Origin of the sequence: Amycolatopsis sp. NBC_01488 (genome assembly GCF_036227105.1) — a bacterium.
Taxonomy (GTDB): domain Bacteria; phylum Actinomycetota; class Actinomycetes; order Mycobacteriales; family Pseudonocardiaceae; genus Amycolatopsis.
In genome coordinates this window covers 5,467,654-5,483,273 of the sequence record NZ_CP109434.1, presented here as the reverse complement: position 1 = coordinate 5,483,273, position 15,620 = coordinate 5,467,654, and the positions used below count along the sequence as shown (strand labels likewise).

Annotated in this window: 19 protein-coding genes; 10 read left to right on the top strand and 9 right to left on the bottom strand. The window is 71.6% G+C overall.

Annotation, left to right across the window (positions count from 1 at the left end; translation table 11 throughout):
* The first annotated feature begins 15 nt into the window (after positions 1-15).
* A complete protein-coding gene (gene recQ / locus OG738_RS26205) occupies positions 16-1,851 on the top strand; it encodes a DNA helicase RecQ (RefSeq protein ID WP_329044830.1) in 1,836 nt (611 codons plus the stop codon).
* A gap of 1 nt (position 1,852) precedes the next feature.
* Here recQ and OG738_RS26200 read toward each other — a convergent pair whose 3' ends face one another.
* Entirely contained in the window at positions 1,853-2,074 is a 222-nt protein-coding gene (locus tag OG738_RS26200; RefSeq protein WP_329044829.1) for an antitoxin, read from the bottom strand.
* An 85-nt stretch (positions 2,075-2,159) separates the two neighbouring features.
* Positions 2,160-2,918 carry a LamG domain-containing protein gene (locus tag OG738_RS26195; RefSeq protein ID WP_329044827.1) on the bottom strand — a complete coding sequence of 253 codons (759 nt, stop codon included), beginning with the start codon at positions 2,916-2,918 and terminating at the stop codon, positions 2,160-2,162.
* Positions 2,919-3,046: 128 nt separating this feature from the next.
* Here OG738_RS26195 and add point away from each other — a divergent pair, with 128 nt between their 5' ends.
* Complete coding sequence (gene add / locus OG738_RS26190) at positions 3,047-4,024, top strand: adenosine deaminase (RefSeq protein ID WP_329044826.1); 978 nt, start codon at positions 3,047-3,049, stop codon at positions 4,022-4,024.
* Here the strand turns inward: add and OG738_RS26185 are convergent.
* Both OG738_RS26185 and OG738_RS26180 read right to left on the bottom strand, forming a co-directional pair.
* On the bottom strand, positions 4,002-5,369 hold the full coding sequence (locus tag OG738_RS26185; protein ID WP_329044825.1) for a vWA domain-containing protein: 1,368 nt from the start codon (positions 5,367-5,369) through the stop codon (positions 4,002-4,004). The genes add and OG738_RS26185 overlap by 23 nt on opposite strands.
* The gene (locus OG738_RS26180) at positions 5,366-6,247 is read right to left on the bottom strand and encodes an AAA family ATPase (protein ID WP_329044824.1); all 882 of its coding nucleotides are present in this window, start codon (positions 6,245-6,247) and stop codon (positions 5,366-5,368) included. The genes OG738_RS26185 and OG738_RS26180 overlap by 4 nt, the downstream gene beginning before the upstream one ends.
* A gap of 63 nt (positions 6,248-6,310) precedes the next feature.
* Here OG738_RS26180 and mgrA point away from each other — a divergent pair, with 63 nt between their 5' ends.
* Entirely contained in the window at positions 6,311-7,339 is a 1,029-nt protein-coding gene (mgrA, locus tag OG738_RS26175) for an L-glyceraldehyde 3-phosphate reductase (RefSeq protein ID WP_329044822.1), read from the top strand.
* A gap of 185 nt (positions 7,340-7,524) precedes the next feature.
* On the opposite strand, the gene OG738_RS26170 is transcribed toward mgrA, so the two are convergent.
* On the bottom strand, positions 7,525-7,641 hold the full coding sequence (locus OG738_RS26170; protein ID WP_329056842.1) for a hypothetical protein: 117 nt from the start codon (positions 7,639-7,641) through the stop codon (positions 7,525-7,527).
* 74 nt (positions 7,642-7,715) lie between these two features.
* Here OG738_RS26170 and OG738_RS26165 point away from each other — a divergent pair, with 74 nt between their 5' ends.
* On the top strand, positions 7,716-7,973 hold the full coding sequence (locus tag OG738_RS26165; RefSeq protein ID WP_442875955.1) for a carotenoid oxygenase family protein: 258 nt from the start codon (positions 7,716-7,718) through the stop codon (positions 7,971-7,973).
* A gap of 5 nt (positions 7,974-7,978) precedes the next feature.
* On the opposite strand, the gene OG738_RS26160 is transcribed toward OG738_RS26165, so the two are convergent.
* Positions 7,979-8,719 carry a DUF427 domain-containing protein gene (locus tag OG738_RS26160; RefSeq protein WP_329044821.1) on the bottom strand — a complete coding sequence of 247 codons (741 nt, stop codon included), beginning with the start codon at positions 8,717-8,719 and terminating at the stop codon, positions 7,979-7,981.
* A 142-nt stretch (positions 8,720-8,861) separates the two neighbouring features.
* Here OG738_RS26160 and OG738_RS26155 point away from each other — a divergent pair, with 142 nt between their 5' ends.
* Entirely contained in the window at positions 8,862-10,019 is a 1,158-nt protein-coding gene (locus OG738_RS26155; protein ID WP_442875810.1) for an ROK family protein, read from the top strand.
* On the opposite strand, the gene OG738_RS26150 is transcribed toward OG738_RS26155, so the two are convergent.
* Complete coding sequence (locus OG738_RS26150) at positions 10,016-10,477, bottom strand: pyridoxamine 5'-phosphate oxidase family protein (RefSeq protein ID WP_329044818.1); 462 nt, start codon at positions 10,475-10,477, stop codon at positions 10,016-10,018. The genes OG738_RS26155 and OG738_RS26150 overlap by 4 nt on opposite strands.
* Here OG738_RS26150 and OG738_RS26145 point away from each other — a divergent pair.
* Both OG738_RS26145 and OG738_RS26140 read left to right on the top strand, forming a co-directional pair.
* Entirely contained in the window at positions 10,476-10,952 is a 477-nt protein-coding gene (locus OG738_RS26145; protein ID WP_329044816.1) for a MarR family winged helix-turn-helix transcriptional regulator, read from the top strand. The two genes, OG738_RS26150 and OG738_RS26145, sit on opposite strands and share 2 nt — an antisense overlap.
* Positions 10,953-11,002: 50 nt before the next feature.
* Positions 11,003-11,323 (top strand): nuclear transport factor 2 family protein, encoded by a 321-nt coding sequence (locus OG738_RS26140; RefSeq protein ID WP_329044815.1) that lies wholly within the window; start codon positions 11,003-11,005, stop codon positions 11,321-11,323.
* Here OG738_RS26140 and OG738_RS26135 read toward each other — a convergent pair.
* On the bottom strand, positions 11,313-11,813 hold the full coding sequence (locus OG738_RS26135) for a PaaI family thioesterase (RefSeq protein WP_329044813.1): 501 nt from the start codon (positions 11,811-11,813) through the stop codon (positions 11,313-11,315). The genes OG738_RS26140 and OG738_RS26135 overlap by 11 nt on opposite strands.
* A gap of 122 nt (positions 11,814-11,935) precedes the next feature.
* Between OG738_RS26135 and OG738_RS26130 the strand changes: the two genes are divergently transcribed.
* From OG738_RS26130 to OG738_RS26120, 3 genes are read left to right on the top strand one after another with little or no spacing between them, the layout of a single operon-like run.
* On the top strand, positions 11,936-12,304 hold the full coding sequence (locus OG738_RS26130; protein ID WP_329044811.1) for an ArsR/SmtB family transcription factor: 369 nt from the start codon (positions 11,936-11,938) through the stop codon (positions 12,302-12,304).
* A 9-nt stretch (positions 12,305-12,313) separates the two neighbouring features.
* Positions 12,314-13,042: an HAD family hydrolase gene (locus OG738_RS26125; RefSeq protein WP_329044809.1), complete on the top strand. Its 729-nt coding sequence runs from the start codon at positions 12,314-12,316 to the stop codon at positions 13,040-13,042.
* Positions 13,042-15,447 (top strand): glycoside hydrolase family 65 protein, encoded by a 2,406-nt coding sequence (locus OG738_RS26120; RefSeq protein ID WP_329044807.1) that lies wholly within the window; start codon positions 13,042-13,044, stop codon positions 15,445-15,447. The genes OG738_RS26125 and OG738_RS26120 overlap by 1 nt, the downstream gene beginning before the upstream one ends.
* Here the strand turns inward: OG738_RS26120 and OG738_RS26115 are convergent.
* Positions 15,428-15,610 carry a hypothetical protein gene (locus tag OG738_RS26115; RefSeq protein WP_329044805.1) on the bottom strand — a complete coding sequence of 61 codons (183 nt, stop codon included), beginning with the start codon at positions 15,608-15,610 and terminating at the stop codon, positions 15,428-15,430. The two genes, OG738_RS26120 and OG738_RS26115, sit on opposite strands and share 20 nt — an antisense overlap.
* Positions 15,611-15,620 lie beyond the last annotated feature (10 nt).

Here is a 15,620-nt window from a genome sequence, read left to right as displayed (position 1 = left end):
TCTAGACTCGGCCGCGTGGCAGCCCCCGAGACGGCAACGGTGTCCGAAGCGCTGGAGACGCTCCAGCGCGTGTTCGGCTACGACAGCTTCCGCGGCGACCAGGCGGCGATCGTCGAGCACGTGATCGCCGGTGGCGACGCGCTCGTGCTGATGCCCACCGGTGGCGGGAAGTCGTTGTGCTACCAGATCCCCGCGCTGGTGCGGCCGGGTGTGGGCGTGGTGGTCTCACCCCTGATCGCGCTGATGCAGGACCAGGTCGACGCGCTGCGCAACGCCGGCGTCCGCGCGGGCTTCCTCAACTCGACGCAGGACTACGCGGCCCGCCAGGAGGTCGAGTCGGCGTTCCTCTCCGGCGAGCTCGACCTGCTCTATCTGGCGCCCGAACGGCTTTCGGTCGAATCGACCGTGCGGCTGCTCGACCGCGGCAAGATCTCGCTGTTCGCGATCGACGAGGCGCACTGCGTCGCCCAGTGGGGCCACGACTTCCGGCCCGACTACCTCCAGCTCTCCGCGCTGCACGAGCGCTGGCCGGACGTGCCGCGGATCGCGCTCACCGCCACCGCGACCGAAGCCACGCACAAGGAGATCGCGACCCGGCTGAACCTCGACGAGGCCCGGCACTTCGTCGCGAGCTTCGACCGGCCGAACATCCAGTACCGGATCGTCGGCAAGAACTCGCCGCAGCGGCAGCTGCTGGAGCTGCTGCGCACCGAGCACCGCGGTGACGCCGGAATCGTCTACTGCCTGTCCCGGAACTCCGTCGAAAAGACCGCGGAATTCCTGGTGCAGAACGGGATTCCCGCGGTGCCCTACCACGCGGGCCTCGACGCGCGCACCCGCGCGAAGCACCAGTCGCGGTTCCTGCGCGAGGACGGCCTGATCGTGGTCGCGACGATCGCGTTCGGCATGGGCATCGACAAACCGGACGTCCGGTTCGTCGCGCACCTCGACCTGCCGAAGTCCGTCGAGGGCTACTACCAGGAGACCGGCCGCGCGGGGCGGGACGGCCTGCCGTCCACCGCGTGGCTCGCGTACGGGCTGCAGGACGTCGTGCAGCAGCGCAAGATGATCGACACTTCGGAGGGCGACGACGCGCACCGGCGACGGCTGGGCGCGCACCTGAACGCGATGCTCGCGCTCTGCGAGACGGTGGAATGCCGGCGCGTGCAGATCCTCAACTACTTCGGGCAGCAGGGCGAGCCCTGCGGCAACTGCGACACGTGCCTGAGCCCGCCGGAGAAGTTCGACGGCACGATCCCGGCGCAGAAGCTGCTGTCGACGATCGTGCGGCTGCGCAACGAGCGGCGCCAGAAGTTCGGCGCCGGTCAGGTGATCGACATCCTGCTCGGCAAGACCACGCCGAAGGTCACCCAGTTCCAGCACGACACGCTCAAGACGTTCGGCATCGGCACCGAGCTGCGGGAGCCGGAGTGGCGCGCGGTCGTGCGACAACTGCTGGCCCAGGGCCTGCTCGCGGTCGAGGGCGACTACGGCTCGCTGGTGCTCACCGAAGCCAGCGCCGAAGTGCTGGGCGGTGACCGCGAGGTGATGCTGCGCCGCGAGCCCGAGCGCGCGGCGGCCGCGAAGGTCCGCGGCACCCGGAAGGCCGCCCCCGCCGCGGACCTGCCGGCGGAGGCGGCCCCGCTGTTCGAGCGGCTGCGTGCCTGGCGGGCCGGCGTCGCGAAGGAGCAGGGCGTGCCCGCGTACGTCGTGTTCCACGACGCGACCCTGCGCCAGATCGCCACGCAACGGCCGGCTTCGCTGGCCGAGCTGGGCACGGTCAGCGGCGTCGGCGAGAACAAGCTCGCCAAGTACGGCGAGGGGGTCCTCGAAGCGCTGACCGCCGAGTGACCTAGCGGGTCGCCGGCCCCGGCCGGCCGTCCGGCCCGGTCACGGAGTTGACCTTGCGGACCGCGCCGGCGATCTGCTCGTGGTACTTCCCCCTGGTCTTGTCGTCGACGAACTTGGCGGCCTTGCCGACGGCCTCGTTCACCTTTTCCGGGTTCTTCTTGGCGTAGGCGCGGGCGGCGCCGGCGGCCCCGGCCAGCACGGTCAGCTTGCGCAGGAAAGCCACGGTAGTCCTCCCTCATCGGTAACGGTCATCCTGACAACGCGGACGAACCACCCGGAGGTTCCCCGTGTGACCAGGACCAAACGTCCTACGGCCGGGGGTAGGACCGGTAGAGCGCGGAAATCTGGTCCTTGTCCAGCACACCCGGGTAGAGCCGGACGTCGTCGACGCTGCCCGGCCACGGCTCGGCGGGAGCGCCCGCGGCGAGCGCGCCGCCGATCCGCAGACCGCCGGCGGGCTGCCACTCCGTGTTCAGGGTGCCGTCACCCACCCGGGTGCCGTTGACGTAGAGCCAGAGCCGGTGGGTGGCCGCGTCGTGGACGCCGACCAGGAACGCCCACGTGCCGGTCTCGGTCGGGAAGGTGCTCACGGCCTCCTTGGTCACCTGCGGCTGGTCGGTGTCGGATTCCGCCGCCTCGAAGCTCCACGCCCCGAACTGGTTGTTGTCGTCGTCCAGGACGTGGCCGAGCCGGAACCGGCTGGTGTGCTCGCCGTCGACGCTGACCGCGGTCGAAAGGCCGAAGTTCTTGACGGCGATGTTCACCCAGGCCGAGACGGTGAAGCTCCCGTCGGTCCGGACGTCCACGGCGTCGGACGCGGCGAAGTCGTCGACGCCGTCGAAGGTCAGCGCGTTGCCGTCGCGTCCCGGCCCGAAGACCGGGCCGTTGTGGAGCACGGCCGTCCGGCCCGCGACGCTGTCCGCGGCCTGGTCGCCGCCGGTTTCGTCGAGCAGCCAGTGGTTGCCGGGCTGCGGGCCGTCGGCGAGCGCGGCGGGCGCGCAGGTCAGCACGACGGCCAGCGACAGGGCCGCGGGCAGGGCACGGCGGAAGTACTTGAACGAATCCACGATGGGCTCCCCCTGAGCTTGATCACCTGGCATCAGCTTCCGACCCGGCGGGCGCGAGCGCAAGGGCCGAACGGTGGCATCCGAAATCGACGCGCGGCGGCCCGCCACGCACCTCTAGGGTCGTGATCATGCGCGACCTGGCCGCCCTGCCGAAGGCTCACCTGCACGTCCACCTGGAGAGCACTATCCGGCCGGGCACGCTGCGCGAACTGGGCGAGGCCAACGGCGTCGACGTCCCGGCCGGGCCGCCGGTGTTCGACGGCTTCCGCGCCTTCGCCGACTACAACGCGCTCGTCCGGTCCTGCCTCCGGCGTCCCGAGGACTTCGAGCGCATCGCCCGCGAGTACTGCGAAGACGAAGCCGCCCAGGGCACGCGCTACGCGGAAGTCACGTTCACCGCGGCCTCCCACGGAGAACGCCTGGGCGACCGGGAAATGCCGATCGAGTCCGTCCTCAAAGGACTGAATGCGAGCACGTCCGGGCTCGAGTGGCGGCTGCTGCTGGACCACTCGCGACGCCGTTCCGTCGACCGCGCCGAACGCACCCTCGACCTGGCGCTGAAGTACGACGACGTCTTCGCGATCGGCATGGCCGGTGAGGAAAACCACTCGCTCCGGCCGTTCGCGACGGTCTTCGAGAAGGCCCACGCGGCCGGGGTCCACCTGCTGCACCACACCGGCGAGGACGCCGGGCCGGACAGCATCCGCGAAGCACTGGACGTCGGCCGCACCGAACGGCTCGGCCACGGCATCCGCGTCCTCGAGGACCCGTCGCTCGTCGCCGAAGTGCGCGAACGGGGCCTGGCGCTGGAGGTCTGCCCGTCGTCGAACGTGACGCTCGGACTGGTGCCGTCCCTGCCCGAGCACCCGCTCCCCCGGCTCCTCGACGCCGGGCTGACGGTCACGCTCAACACCGACGTCCCGTCGGTCACCGGCGCGAACCTGGCCGCGGAGTACGCCCGCGTCCGGGACGCGTTCGGCTACGACGACGCCGTGATGGCGGACTTCGCGCGGGCGAGCGTCACGGCGTCCTTCGCGCCCGAGGCGACGAAGGCAGCGATGCTGCGAGACATCGAAGCGTGGCTCACACCGGCAGCAGGCGGCTGACGAGCGTGGAGAGCTGCTGCACCGTGCGGCACTCGTGCATCTCGACGACGTCGGCGTACTCCAGCGCCGCGGAGTCGCCGGTCGACCACAGCGACCGCCGTTCCGGGTTCAGCCAGTGGACGTGCCGGGCGCGGGCCTTGATCTCGCGGACGGCGTCGAGGTTCGGGTCGCCGCCGTTGGTGCGGGCGTCGCCGAGGATCAGCACCGACGTGCGCGGGCCGACCGCGTCCAGCCAGTTTTCGGTGAACTGGCGCAGGGAGCCGCCGTAGTCGCTGTGGCCGTCCCAGCGCACCAGCGCCGCCTCGGACAGCATGCGCGCGCCCAGGTGCTCGGGGTCGGCGACGCCGGTGGTGACCAGGTGGGTGACCTCGTCGGCGCTGTCGACGAACGCGAACACGCGGATCTTGCCGAACTGGTCGCGCAGCGCCTGGACCAGCAGCATGGTGAAGTTCGCGAAGCCCGCCACCGAGCCGGAGAGGTCGCACAGCAGCACGATCTCGGGCCGGCCGGGCCGCCGGTGCCGGTAGGCCGGGCGCAGCGGCACCCCGCCGGTCGAGAGCGACCGCCGGAGCGTGCGGCGCAGGTCGATCTGCCCGCGGGTCGTGCGCTTGCGGCGGGCGGCGAGGCGCGTCGCGAGCTTGCGGGACAACGGCTGGATCGTCCGGCGCAGCTCCGCGAGCTGGTTCCGGCTCGCGATGAGGAAGTCGACGCGGTCGGGCGCGGGCGCGATGGCGTGCTTGGCGACGCGCTCGCGGCCGCGGATCTCGGCCGCGCGGCGGCGCGCCTCGGTGCGGACCCGCCCGCGGAAGCCTTCGACGCGGCGGCGGATCTCGTCGCGGTCGAGCCGGTCGGTGAACTCGCCACGCGCGCCGCCGCCGCGCACGGCGGCCAGCACGCGCGCGATCAGCGTCTGCGGCTGCAGCCGCTCCAGCGTCTGGTGGGCCGAAAACCCGCCACCTGGGCCGGACGACGAGCCGTACTGGCCGAGCATGTCGACCGCGAGCCCGGCGAGCTGGGACAACGCCTGCTCGTCGCCGTCGGCCAGTGCTGCCGCGAGCTGGTCGCGCAGTTCGTCCACTGTCGACGGACGGTCTTCGCGGGCCCGCTCGGGCGCGCCGATCCCGGCCGGGAAGTACAGGTCGAACGCGGCGTCGAACACCGCGCGCTGGCCGCCACGCCGGACCAAGGCCGCGGCCAGGCCCTCCCGGACCAGCGAGCGGTCGTCCATGCCGAGGACCTCCAGCGCGGCCGCGGCGTCGACCGTCTCCGCGGGGCCGGCCGGGATGCCCTGGGCCCGCAGTGCCTTGACGAACGACGCGAGCCGCTCCGGCACGCCGCCGGTCACGACGCGTCCAGGACCTGTTCGAGCTTCAGGCCGGCGCCGGCCTTGGCGATGTCGTCCTGGTGCTTGAGGACGACGCCGAGGCTCTCGCGCACGACCTGGTCGTCCAATGTCGACGCGCCGAGCGCGAGCAGCGTGCGCGCCCAGTCGATCGTCTCGGCGACCGACGGCAGCTTGCGCAGGTCCATCGCGCGCAGTGCGGCGATCACCCGGACGACGGAATCGGCGAGGGCGTCGTCGATGCCCGGGACCTTGAGCCGGACGATGTCGCGTTCGAGGTCCTCGTCCGGGAAGTCGATGTGCAGGAACAGGCAGCGTCGGCGCAGCGCCTCGGACAGCTCGCGCGTCGCGTTCGACGTCAGCACGGCGAACGGCGCGCGCGTCGCGGTGATCGTGCCCAGCTCCGGCACGGTCACCTGGAAATCGCCGAGCACCTCCAGCAGCAGGCCCTCGACCTCCATGTCGGCTTTGTCGGTCTCGTCGATCAGCAGCACGGTCGGCTCGTCCGACGAGATCGCGGTGAGCAGGGGGCGGCGCAGCAGGAACTCTTCGCCGAAGATGTCGGTGCGGGCCTGCTCCCACGTCTCGTCGCGGCCGGCGGTGATCCGCAGCAGCTGCTTCGCGTGGTTCCACTCGTACAGCGCGCGAGCCTCGTCGATGCCCTCGTAGCACTGCAGGCGCACCAGCCGTGAGCCGCTGACCTGCGCGACCGCCTTGGCGAGCTCGGTCTTGCCGACGCCGGCGGGGCCCTCCACCAGCAGCGGCTTGCCGAGCCGGTCGGCGAGGAACACGGTGGTCGCCACGGCTGTCGAGGCCAGGTAGCCGGCTTCGGCCAGCTTGGCCGACACGTCGTCGACGGAGGTGAAGAATCCGGTGCCCACCACGTGCCTCCTAAGCGGTCGCTCACCAGGAGCGTACCCGACGAGCCCGCTAGCATCGGCCGCGTGACCTACGCTGCGGCTTCCGGCCGATACGAATCGATCCCCTACCGGCGCTGCGGGCGGTCCGGGCTCAAGCTGCCCGCGATCTCGCTCGGGCTGTGGCACAACTTCGGCCACGACCGCCCGCTGGACGTCCAGCGCGACATCACCCGCCGCGCCTTCGACCTCGGCATCACGCACTTCGACCTGGCCAACAACTACGGCCCGCCGTACGGCTCGGCGGAGGAGAACTTCGGGCGGCTGCTCGCCACCGACTTCCAGCCGTACCGCGACGAGATGGTGATCTCCACCAAGGCCGGCTACGACATGTGGCCCGGCCCGTACGGCGAGTGGGGTTCCCGCAAGTACCTGCTGTCCTCCCTGGACCAGTCGCTCGGCCGGCTGGGCCTGGACCACGTCGACATCTTCTATTCGCACCGGTTCGACCCCGAGACGCCGCTCGAGGAGACGGTCGGGGCGCTCGACGCCGCCGTCCGCGCCGGGAAAGCGCTCTACGTCGGGATTTCGTCGTACAACTCGGAGCGGACCGCGGAGGCGGCGCGGCTGCTGCGCGAGCTGGGCACGCCGCTGCTGATCCACCAGCCGTCGTACTCGATGCTGAACCGCTGGATCGAGGAGGACGGCCTCCTGGACACCCTCGAGGAAGTGGGCGCGGGCTGCATCGCGTTCTCGCCGCTGGCGCAGGGGCTGCTGACGGACAAGTACCTCAAGGGCGTCCCGTCGGATTCCCGGGCAGCGCAGGGCAAGTCGCTCGATCCGGACACCCTCGACGAGAACCGGCTGGGCCGCGTCCGGGCGCTCAACGAGATCGCCGGGCGGCGCGGGCAGTCGCTGGCGCAGCTGGCACTCGCGTGGGCGCTGCGCGATCACCGGGTCACGTCGGTGCTGATCGGCGCGAGCAGCGTCAAGCAGCTGGAGGACAACGTCGGCGCGCTGGGCAACCTCGACTTCGGCTCGGAAGAGCTGACCGAGATCGACGGGCACGCCACCGACGCGGGCATCAACCTCTGGAAGCAGTCCTCGGACGGCTGAGGCCGCACGACGGCGGGGCGCTTCTCGCGTCCCGCCGTTCCCCGCCGCGACGGCCGCCGACGGTTCGGCGACCTCGAGTGAGTCCACTGTGGACACGCCGCCCGCCGCACCGCGTGCGCAGAGAGTCGACACGCGTGACTGGGGAGTCGACACAGTGCGCCGCCGTATAGGGCGTTATACGGTCCTCACTTGATCTGCTTGACCGCCCATTCCGCCCACTCGCGCTGCATCGCCGAGAAGCGCTTGCCCCACTCGAGGACCAGCCGGCCGTACACCGAGGGGTCGTCGTCGCCCCAGTCGATCGAGGCCTCCAGCTCCGCCAGCCGATCGGACCGGCGCCGACGCGCGGTTCGGGCACGTCACCGGCCACGACGTCCTGCGCCGCTACGACCTGCACGCGGGCACGTCGGCCGAGCACGTCTTCGGCGAACGGCACCTTCCCGGCGAAGCGGTGTTCGTCCCGGCGGAGCACGGCGAAGGCTGGCTGCTCACCTACGTCCACGACGCGGCGGAGGACCGCAGCGACCTCGTCGTGCTCGACGCCGGCAACGTCGCCGCGGCGCCCGTGGCGACCGTCCACCTCCCGCAGCGCGTCCCCGCGGGCTTCCACGGGAACTGGCTGCCGGACGCGTGAGGCGCTCAGGCGAACTTCGTCTTCGGCCGTTCCTGCCGGACGTCGTCGACGAAGACGTCGACCTTCTCGTCGAGGAACGCCACCAGGCCGGCGACGCGGGTGCTCTCCGGCAGCGGCGTCGGGTAGCTCCAGGCGAGGTCCTCGTGCCCGGCCACGTCGAAGTGCTCGGCCGCGCCCTTGTACGGGCAGTGCGTCACGGTGCCGATCTTCTCGAGCAGGTCCATCCGGACGTCGACGCGGGGCAGGTAGTAGCGGGTCGGCAGGCCGGTCTCGAACAGCAGGTGCGGGCGGACGGTGTCGGCGACGGCGACGCCGTCGACCTCGATCCGCACGTGGCGTGAGCTCGGCAGGACGTCGACGCGGACGCCGGGGTCGCGCGGGTGCGTGAAGATCTGTTCGTCCTCTTCGAACCAGTCGAACGCGCCGAACTCGAAGCGGACGTGGCCGCGCAGCTCCTCGATGGGCGAATCCGGGTATTCCAGCGCGCCGTCCACCACCTCGGCTCGGCCACCCTTTATCGTCGACAGAACACCTTCTCCGCGGCTGGGCGAGTGCGACGTCCGGCCGGAGGGGGTCAACAGGCCGCTCACGACGTTCGCGCGCGGGAAGTAGTACGTGGGGTAGTAGGGAACTTCCCACACCAGAAGGGGGTGCACCGTGTCCGCGACGACCTGCCCGCCGAGGAACACGCGCACCCGCTTCGCGCCTTGTGCCACGCGGACCCGGCCGCGTACCGGAGTGCTCATGACCCGGTCAACGGGTCCCGGAGCGGGCGTATTCCGGCGGATTCACAGCCGGGGCGGCTAGCGTGGCAGGAAGCACGAGGACGACAGGAGGCGGGCACGGGTGGCCGGCGTAGGAGCTCCAACGGTCGGGACCCCCGCCGGGATGCGCAAGATCAACCAGCGGGCGGTGCTCGACCTGCTGCGCCGCAGCGGGCCGGCGACCCGGCCACAGGTGGCGAAGGACACCGGGCTGTCGAAGCCGACGGTCAGCCAGGCGCTGCTGGCGCTGGAAGCCGCCGGGCTGGCGCGCCCGACCGGGCACACGTCCACCGGTACCGGACGTTCGGCGGTGCTCTACGAGGCCGACCCGACCGCAGGGTACGTGCTGGGCGTCGACATCGGGCGCGAGCACATCCGCGTCGCGGTGTCGGACCTCGGCGGCGCGATCGTGGCGCGCCGCGACGAACGCAACACGGCCCGTTCGGGCGCGGCGCTGGTGACGGCGGTCGGGAAGATCGCCGCTTCGACGGTCGCGGAAGCACGGCTGACGCAGGCCGACATCGTTGTCCGCGTGGTCGGCTCCCCCGGCGTCGCCGACCCGGAGAAGCGCTGTTTCCGGCACGCGCCGAACCTGCCGGGGTGGGGCCGCGCGGGGCTGATCGACGACCTCGAGGCCGCACTGGGGCCGGACCTGATGGTGGAGAACGACGCCAACCTGACCGCGGTCGGCGAAGGCGAGAGCGGCGCCGCGCGCGGGGCGTCGGTGTTCGGCTGCATCACGATCGGCACCGGCGTCGGCATGGGCATGATGGTCGACGGCCGGGTGTTCCGCGGCGCGACGGGCGCGGCGGGCGAGATCGGCTACCTGCCGTACGGCCGCACGCGCGCGGCCGACTCCCCCGGTTCCCCGCCCGCGCGCGGCCACCTCGAAGAGGCGACCGCGGCCCAGTCGGTGGTCCGCGGCGCGCGGGAACTCGGCCTGGGCACGGCGAAGTCGGCCCGCGAGGTGTTCCGCCTGGCCCGCGAGGGCGACGAACTGGCCCGCCGTGCCCTGGAGGCGGAAGCGGACCGGCTGGCGTACACGGTGGCGTCGGTGGCGGCGGTGATCGACCCGGAGCTGATCGTCCTCGGCGGCGGCATGGGCACGGCGGCGGACCTGCTGCTGGAGCCGCTCGACCGCGCGCTGCGGGCGTTCACGCCGCTGGTGCCGAAGGTGGTCCAGGGCGAGCTGGGCGAGGACGCGGTGCTGACCGGCGCGATCAGCGTCGGGCTGCGGGCGGCCGAAGGGCTGGTCTTCGACCTCCGCGTGGGCGCGGCTTAGGCCGCGCGCCAGGCTTCGCCGCCCGTCGAGATCCGCCACGGCGTCAGCTTCAGCACCGTGATCTTCGGGTCGCGGTGGTCCTCGCCGCCCAGGATCTTGGGGTCGTAGCCCAGCGGTTCCGGAGCCGACGCGAACAGGTCCCACAAGTACCTGCGCGTCGGCTCGTCGTCGGCGAACTCCGCGCGGCACTCCGCCACCGCCACCTCGTGCTGCGGATCCCAGTACGAGCACGACACGTACGGCGACGCCGCCAGGTGCGCCACCTTGAGCGGCGTCGGGCGGGTGAACAGCCATCCCGTCAACCCGGGCGGGCCGTGCTCCCAGATCGGGTGGACCACCCGCGAGCGCGGCCGGCCCCGGCCGTCGACGGTCACCAGCGTGCACCAGACGATCCGGTGCGCCACGCGGACGAACGCCCCGGCCAGCTCGGCCGGCACTCTGCTAGATTCCACAACCATGGTTGTGCATCCTAGCACCCTCGACCTCTCGCTCACCGCGCTCTTCGCGGGCTGGGCGATGACCGACGAGGTCCAGCGGCGGCTCGCCGGTCAGGACCTGGGGGACCTGAGGTTCAACGACGGCGTCGTCATCCAGCACGTCCTGGCCGCGCCGCTGTCCATCACCGCACTCGCCGAACGCATGGGCGTCACCCAGCAAGCCGCGTCGAAGGCCGTCGCCGATCTCGAACGCCGGGGACTGCTCAGCCGCGAGCCCGACCCCGGCGACGCGCGCACGAAGCTCCTGCACCTCACCGAGCACGCGCGGAACGCCGTCGAAGCCACTCGCACCCTCAGAAAAGAACTCCAGGGTGAACTGGAAGCCGAGTTCGGCACCGAGCGGGTCGAGGACGCCCGCGCCCTCCTGGCCGCCGTCATCGGCCGCTTCGGCGGCGACGGCGCGATCCGTGCCCGGCGAGTCCGCCCGCCCCGGTGATTACCCGCGACGTAATCGACCGCGAAGCGCCGGAAGCCGACCATGAGCGCATGAACGAGAACCGCAAGATCGTCCTCGACTGCCTCGAGAACCTGTTCGTGCACAAGGACTTCGACGCCGCGAAGGCCGCGCTGCACCCCGATTTCGTGACCCACAGCCCTGGTTTGCCCAACGGTCGCGAAGCGTTCGCCGACGCCGTCCAGAACTCACCACTGGCCGGCGCGGCCGCGGAGATCAAGCACGTCGTCGCCGAGGACGACCTCGTCGTGGTGCACCTGCACGTGACCGGCACCGCCGTCGTCGACATCCTGCGCGTCGAGGACGGTCTCGTCGTCGAGCACTGGGACGTCAAGCAGCCCCTCAGCGCGTGATCACGCAGGTCCCCGACGCCGTGGCCAGCAGGTTGCCCTCGGCGTCGCGGATCTCCCCCTCGGCGAAGGCGATCCGCGAACCCTCCTTCACGACGCGGCCGGTCGCGCGGATTTCGCCGCGGCCGGCGTGGATGGCGCGCAGGTAGCTGACCTTCAACTCCACCGACGAGTAGCCGACGCCGGCCGGCAGCGTCGTGTGCACCGCGCAGCCGACCACCGAGTCCAGCATCGTGGCCGCGACGCCGCCGTGGACCATCCCGATCGGGTTGTACAGCGACTCGTCCGGCTCGGCGACCGCGACGACCTCGCCGTGGCCGATGTGTTCCCAGCGCAACCCGAAGTGCGCGGCGATCGGCGGGCCGGGGACGCGCCCCTCGGCGACGGCGGTCAGGTAGTCGAACCCGGACATGGTGGCGCCGAGGCGGGCGGTTTCCAGCGGGTCCTGCCAGGTGATGGTCTTCGAACGGACCTGCGCTTCGACGTCGGTCATCCCGGCTCCTCGACTATGACAACTGTCTTAACCGCAGCTTCGCCCAGCGCCCCGCCGTCGTCAAGCGCGCGTGACCGAGGCCACCGGTGGTCCGGCCGCGAGCCGGGTGGAATCATCCGGGGGTGAGCACCGATCGCAAGCTGATCGACCCGGAACGCGTCGCGGCGGCGGTCGACGGGCTGGGCGACCGCGCCGTCATCGACGAATGGGCCCAGCGCTTCTCCGTGGTCGCCGACCCGTCGCGGCTGGCGTTGCTCGTCTCGATCCACTACGCGCGCGAAATCAGCGTCACCGACCTGGCCGTGGTCACCGGCATGACGGACACCGCGGTTTCGCAAGCACTGCGGCTGCTGCGGGCGCACGGGCTGGTCACCACGCAGCGCACCGGACGCGTCGTGCGCTACCGGCTCGCCGACGCCACCGTGCACGAACTCATCCATCGGGTGCGGCCACACCCCCAAGCGCGCACGCCCGAAGACCGGGACCGGTAGCGTGCGGGCATGACGGGATTGCCCGAGACCATCACCGCCTGCCTGTTCGACCTCGACGGGGTGCTTACCGGTACGGCCGTTCTCCACAGCGAAGCCTGGAAGCGGACTTTCGACGAGTTCCTGCGCGCCCGCGACGGCGCCGGCTTCCGCGAGTTCACCGACCTGGACTACGCGACCTATGTGGACGGCCGCCCGCGCGCCGACGGCGTCCGCGAATTCCTGCGCTCACGCGGGATCGAGCTGCCCGAAGGCACCCCCGACGACCCGCCGGACGCCCCCACCGTCAACGGCGTCGGCAACCGCAAGAACGAGCTCGTCCTGAAGATCATCGACGAACGCGGGGTGAATCCCTACCCCGGCTCGATCCGCTACCTCGACGCGGTCAAGGCCGCCGGTCTGCGGATCGCCGTCGTGACGTCGTCCGCGAACGGCGCGAAGGTGCTCGACGCCGGTGACCTGAGCAAGTACGTCGAGGCCCGCGTCGACGGCCTCGTCATCCGCGAGCAGCACCTCAAGGGCAAGCCCGCACCCGACTCGTTCCTGGCCGGCGCCGCGGCGCTCGGCGTCGAGCCCGCGCACGCGGCCGTGTTCGAGGACGCCCAGTCCGGCGTCCAGGCCGGGAAGGCCGGCCACTTCGGGTACGTCGTGGGCGTGAACCGGGCGAACCAGGCCGACCAGCTGCGGGCCCACGGGGCCGACATCGTCGTCGACGACCTCGCCGACCTCCTGGAGGATTGATGACCGAAGAGGAACCCCGCGGCTACGAGTGCGCGCCGTGGGAGCTGCGGTGGCGCGGCATGGACGTCGACGCCCTGCAACGCACCGAGTCGGCGTTCGCCGTGTCGAACGGGCACATCGGGCTGCGCGGCACGCTCGAGGAGGCCGAGCCGCGGGGGCTGCCCGGCACCTACCTCAACGGCTTCTACGAGCAGCACGAGCTCCCCTACGCCGAAGCGGGCTACGGCTACCCCGAAGAGGGCCAGACCGTCGTCAACGTGACCGACGGCAAGATCATCCGGCTGCTCGTCGAGGACGAGCCGCTCGACATGCGCTACGGCGCCGCCACCAAGCACGACCGGGTGCTCGACTTCCGCAAGGGCACGCTGAGCCGGAGCACCGAGTGGTCGTCGCCGACCGGACGGCGGGTCCGCGTGCGCACCGAGCGGCTGGTGTCGTTCACCCAGCGCGCGATCGCCGCGATCCGCTACGAGGTCGAGCCGCTCGACGAGGACCTGCAGCTGGTCGTCCAGTCCGACCTGCTGGCCAACGAGCCGATCGAGACCGACACCAGCGACCCGCGGGTGGCCGCCGCGCTGGAGTCGCCGCTGGTCGGCGAGTTCCACCGCGCGTCCGACTACAACGCCGTGCTGGTGCACCAGACCCGCCGCTCCGGGCTGCGGATGGCCGCGGCGATGGACCACAAGATCGAGGTGGACGACGGGATCCGCGCCCGCATCCACGCCGAAGAGGACCTCGCCCGGCTCACCGTCGCGGTCGACGTGCCGAAGGGCGGGCGGCTGCGCATCACCAAGTTCCTCGCCTACGGCTGGTCCGCGCAGCGCTCGGTGCCCGCGCTGCGGTCGCAGGTCGAGGCCGCGCTCGCGGGCGCGCGCCAGACCGGCTGGAAGGGACTGGTCACCGAGCAGCGCGAGTTCCTCGACGACTTCTGGGCCACCTCGGACATCGAGGTCGAGGGCGATCCCGAGCTGCAGCAAGCGGTTCGCTTCGCGCTGTTCCACCTCCTGCAGGCCGGGGCCCGCGGCGAAAGCCGCGCGATCGCGGGCAAGGGCCTGACCGGCCCGGGCTACGACGGGCACGCCTTCTGGGACACCGAGTCGTTCGTCCTGCCGGTGCTCACCTACACGATGCCGGACGCGGCACGCGACGCCCTCCGCTGGCGTCACTCCACAATGGACAAAGCCCGGGAACGCGCGCACCAGCTGGGGTTGCGCGGCGCGGCGTTCCCGTGGCGGTCGATCAACGGCGCCGAGTGCTCGGCGTACTGGCCGGCGGGCACGGCCGCGTTCCACGTCAGCGCCGACATCGCCGACGCCGTGCTGCGGTACCTGAACGCGACCGGCGACGAGGAGTTCGAGCGCGACTACGGCGCCGAGCTCCTGCTGGAAACCGCGCGGCTGTGGGCGTCGCTGGGCCACCACGACCGGCACGGCGCGTTCCGCATCGACGGCGTCACCGGGCCCGACGAGTACTCGGCGGTGGCGGACAACAACGTCTACACGAACCTGATGGCGCGGCGGAACCTGCTGGCCGCCGCGGAGTCGTGCGAGCGGCACCCGGACGTGGCGGCGCACTTCGGTGTCGACACCGTCGAGCTGGACTCGTGGCGCGCGGCCGCCGCGGCGATGTACCTGCCCTACGACGAAGAGCTCGGCGTGCACCCGCAGTCGGAGGGCTTCCTCGACCACGACGAGTGGGACTACGAGCACACGGATCTCGCGCATTACCCGCTGCTGCTGCACTTCCCGTACTTCGACCTCTACCGCAAGCAGGTCGTCAAGCAGGCGGACCTGGTGCTGGCGCTGCACCTGTGCGGCGACTCGTTCAGCCTGGAGGAGAAAGCCCGCGACTTCGCCTACTACGAGGCCCGCACGGTGCGGGACTCGTCGCTGTCGGCGGGGACGCAGGCGGTGGTCGCGGCCGAGGTCGGGCACCTGGAGCTGGCCTACGACTACCTCGCCGAAGCCGCGCTGACCGACCTGCACGACGTGCACAACAACGTCCGCAACGGTCTGCACATGGCGTCGCTGGCGGGAGCGTGGCAGGGCGCGGTGGCCGGCTTCGGCGGCCTGCGCGACCACGGCGGGACGCTGGCGTTCTCGCCGCGGCTGCCGCCGCAGCTGGACCGGATCACCTTCCGCCTGATGTTCCGCGGCACCCGGTTCCAGGTGGAGATCGACCGCGACCAGGCGACCTACCACGTGCTGGACGGCGACCCGATCGAAGTGCTGCACCACGGCGAGCGCAGCACGCTCACCGTGGAGCCGCAGCGGTTCGCGATCCCGAAGATCGACGCGGGCGACCCGCCGAAGCAGCCGCCGGGCCGTGCGCCCATGCGGCGTGATTCGGAGAAGGTGCGTCAGTACGCGGAGCCGGCCAACCCGATCACTGTGGAAGGTCGCTGACGGCGTCCCGCCCGGGCGGGGCCGGAACCTCTTCGGTCCCGCCCGGGTTCACGTCCGGGTCGGGTGCGGTGGGCACGTCGTGGGTCAGCTTGCCGGGGGTGGGCAGCTTCGGGAGTTCGTCGTCTTCGTCGTCACGGGCGTGGATGCGCTGCTGCTCGCTCATGCTTTCCGGA